At 62.6% G+C, this 3,420-nt stretch carries 4 protein-coding genes; 1 reads left to right on the top strand and 3 read right to left on the bottom strand.

What is annotated here, in order from left to right:
- Positions 1–45: 45 nt before the first annotated feature.
- A complete protein-coding gene (locus tag ACLP25_RS29835; RefSeq protein WP_442472713.1) occupies positions 46–1,071 on the top strand; it encodes a DUF7064 domain-containing protein in 1,026 nt (341 codons plus the stop codon).
- Positions 1,072–1,109: 38 nt separating this feature from the next.
- Here ACLP25_RS29835 and ACLP25_RS29830 read toward each other — a convergent pair whose 3' ends face one another.
- From ACLP25_RS29830 to ACLP25_RS29820, 3 genes are all read right to left on the bottom strand, one after another.
- Entirely contained in the window at positions 1,110–2,081 is a 972-nt protein-coding gene (locus ACLP25_RS29830) for a hypothetical protein (RefSeq protein WP_442472712.1), read from the bottom strand.
- Positions 2,082–2,089: 8 nt separating this feature from the next.
- Complete coding sequence (locus ACLP25_RS29825; RefSeq protein ID WP_442472711.1) at positions 2,090–2,860, bottom strand: SDR family oxidoreductase; 771 nt, start codon at positions 2,858–2,860, stop codon at positions 2,090–2,092.
- 3 nt (positions 2,861–2,863) lie between these two features.
- Positions 2,864–3,420: VOC family protein (locus ACLP25_RS29820; protein ID WP_442472710.1), on the bottom strand; the 557-nt coding region annotated here is incomplete at its 5' end.

Here is a 3,420-nt window from a genome sequence, read left to right as displayed (position 1 = left end):
TAGTCTGTCCGAACAATGAGCGAAACCGCCGAAGGAGGATATGAAATGCCCGGTCTTACCGGAAAACGCGCGGACACTAAGCTCACTCCAGCGGATGATCGGCGACATCGTCTCAGCGACTCACCCCTCGCCCGGGAAAGTCTCATCTTCCTGCTGTTCCTGCCGGAAGAGCATCTAGGTTGTATAGTTTACACGTGGGTCAATGGCGAGAGCAAAGCGGGCTCGATGGCGCTCGTGTTCGGCGAGGACAACGAACAACTCTTCAAGTTCCACACGGAGAACGTTAAGGTTCCGCGAGACTTCGATTTCGACGAGTGGCGCGTCGGTGAGGTTCATCTTCGCCACGGCGCTCCCCACGAGGAGGCGTTCGTCTCATTCCACTGTCGGGATCAGCAGGGTCAAGAGTTCGGTCTCGACTACGAATTCCGCGCCATGACCCCGGCCTTCACTTATCATGATAATTCAGGTGGATGCCCGCCCTTCATAGCGGACAATCGCCTTGAGCAATCCGGTCGGGTTCGCGGGGTCATCACCGTCGCAGGCAAGCGTATTCCGTTCGATACTACTGGACACCGAGACCACTCGTCGGGGACCAGGGACTGGACCGCGTTTCATCACTACAAGTGGCTGAATGTTCAGAGTCCCTCCGGTATCGCGATCAACTTGATGGATGCTCTGGCGCTCGACACTCGCTATCAATTCGGATACGTCGACAAGGGCGGCATTCAATCCCCCGTGACTTCCATTGTAGCGGACGTTGAGCGAGACGCGGAGCACTACACCTATACATCGGCCCGCTTCAAAGTTACCGACGAGCTTGGCCGCGAGACCGAAATCTCCAGCGGACCGAGGACTTCGCTGGCCGTGTGGCCGGCAGGCGGGCTCGAATCGCACGATGCCGCGGGCCCTTGCACAGTCGACGGCGTTCCAGCCCTCATGCATTTAGAAGAGGGATGGGAGCCGGAGTTTGTTCGACGCCGCAAAGCCATGATGTCGCTCCAGTTCGACTCGAAAGAGGCTGCGCGGGTGCTCACGGTCAATCGCTCCGTCGGCGCGACAGAAAGCGTGTGACTGGCATTTCGCGCGAGGTGATGTCGCCAAGTCTTCTGTCAGGGCGGCGCGTGTCCGTGGATAGCCGCGCGTTCTCTCGCGTAGGGCGCGTACGAGTCTTTCAGGCTCGCAAGATTGAGCAGCATGACGGCCACAACCCGATTGGACCCCGGCCGCATGACGGACGTGCGTACCCACAGGCTTTCGGTGCGGCGGCTGGCGCTCATCGCAACGACTTCGCGCTCGAGTTCATAGTCCTCCGCAACGAAGAGGGGTCCCTCGACGAGCCGGATCTCCTGATCGGCGAAAAGTCCGACCGCGGGGCCTCGAACAGGAAAGCCGTCGTCGCGCGCCGTATACTGGAAGAGCACGCTGAGCATCTCGAAGGGAATGACGACCAGTCCCCATTGGTTTTCGCTCGCCGTCTCGAGGTCGTAGAGCCACGAAGGCTCGGTTATGACGGCGAGCTTGCGTCTCAGCGAGAACGGATAGAGCGCGCCCATGGTCTGGTCGAAATCCATGCGCACGCGCTGGCGCGCGGTCTTCATGCCGACCCAGACGTCGGCGAGAATGGCCGGGTCCTGAAGCGGTGGCAGCCCTTCGGCGAGACGCCTCTCGAGCGCCGTCGGACCCTCGGCGCCAGCGACGGACGCCGTGCCTCGCAGAACCTCGGCGCGGTCTCGCTTGATCATCCGGATCTCCGTCTCGCGCGCGCCGGGTGGCGGCTTCACGATGACCGCCTGCACTTCTTCGCCCTCGAAGGCGGCATTGCGGTAATGCGCCGATAGGCACCCCGATTCGAACCACGCGTCGCCCCAGAGCCGTTCGCCAAGCGGCGCGAACTGGCTGAAATGGGTCGGACCCTCGATCGTGCCGCCCTTGAAGCCGAGCCGTTGCGCCGTCGCATCGTCGTGGATCGAGACGTGGTCGTCGTAGACCTGCTCAGCCAGCATCTGCCGCGGGCTGCGCCACGGCCCGATCAGATTGACGCCATCGTCGAGGATTTCCGTTTCGAACGCTCTTCGCAGCATGGGGATTCTCAAAGCAGGCCGGGGTAAGCGCCGCCGTCGATCAGAAGGTTCTGGCCGGTAATGTAGCTCGCTTGCGCCGAGCAAAGGAAAGCGCAGGCGGCGCCGAACTCCTCTGGTCGTCCGAAGCGGCGCGTCGGATTGGCGGCGAGAATCTCTTCGGTCACCACGCCGACTTCGCGCCCCGAGCCCTTCGCCAGCGCTTCGAGGTTAGCCTTAAGGCGGTCAGTTTCAAACGTGCCGGGTAGCAGATTGTTGATCGTCACGTTGTGCTCGGCGACAGATCGTGAAAGTCCGGCCACGAAGCCCGTAAGCCCGGCGCGGGCGCCGTTGGACAGGCCCAGAAAGCCGATCGGCGCCTTGACCGCATGCGAAGTGATGTTGACCACGCGACCAAACTCGCGTGCGATCATGCCGTCGATCGTCGCTTTGATCAGTTCGATCGGCGCGAGCATGTTGGCGTCAATCGCCTTGATCCAGTCTTCGCGACCGAACTTGCGGAAGTCGCCAGCCGGAGGGCCGCCTGCATTATTGACGAGAATGTCCGGAGAGGGACACGCATCGAGCAGTCTGCGGCGCCCCTCCTCCGTCGTGACGTCTGCCGCGATTGCCGCGCCGGTTTTCGATCGGATCTCGGTCGCGGCCGCCGCGAGCGGCTCGGGGCGGCGGGCCGCGATGACCAGATCGACGCCTTCGCCGCCCAGCGCCAGCGCGCAGGCCTTGCCGAGACCAAGGCTCGCCGCGCAAACGATCGCGGTGCGACCTCGCAAATAGAAATCCATGCCTCAGTTCCCCTCGGCGTTCGGCAGCGCCATGCCGGCGGGCCTTGCGCCCCACATGCAGAAGCTGGTCGGCTCGAAGCCGAACTGCCGTGGCCGATGCGAGGCTTCATCGGCGATCTCGTCGACTCCCACCGAGTATTCGAACACGACTCCGTCCGGCCCCTTGAAATAGAGGAACCGGGCGCCCGAGGTCGGATGACGCCCGGGACCGAAGACAATCGGAACGCGCTTTTCGTTCAAAAGATAGTAGGAGCGCATGACATCGTCGTTGCTCGCGACCTGGTGGTTGATGTGCTGCAGACCGGCCTTCGGCGCGCGCACAAGCGCGATCGTGTGGTGGATCGCGTTGACGCGCATCAGCGGAATGTCGCCGATCCGGTCGCTCACCCTCGCATTGCAGACTTGCGTCCAGAAGATTTCGTCACGCGCCGGATCGGTCGAATTGAGACCGACGTGGTTGAACCCTGTGACGCCGCAGTCCCGCGAAGGAAAATATCGTTTTCCGCTGCGCTCCGGCCGCACCGCGAGTTCTACGCGGTTACCGCTCGGGTCGTCGAAGG

The sequence above is a fragment of the Roseiarcus sp. genome, from assembly GCF_052145395.1.
Classification (GTDB): Bacteria; Pseudomonadota; Alphaproteobacteria; order Rhizobiales; family Beijerinckiaceae; genus Roseiarcus.
This window is presented reverse-complemented; position numbering and strand designations above follow the sequence as displayed.

Excerpts from the sequence above, each read along its gene's own strand:
- ACLP25_RS29835 (WP_442472713.1), top strand. The coding sequence starts at position 46 with ATGCCCGGTCTTACCGGAAAACGCGCGGACACTAAGCTCACTCCAGCG.
- ACLP25_RS29830 (WP_442472712.1), bottom strand. The coding sequence starts at position 2,081 with ATGCTGCGAAGAGCGTTCGAAACGGAAATCCTCGACGATGGCGTCAAT.
- ACLP25_RS29825 (WP_442472711.1), bottom strand. The coding sequence starts at position 2,860 with ATGGATTTCTATTTGCGAGGTCGCACCGCGATCGTTTGCGCGGCGAGC.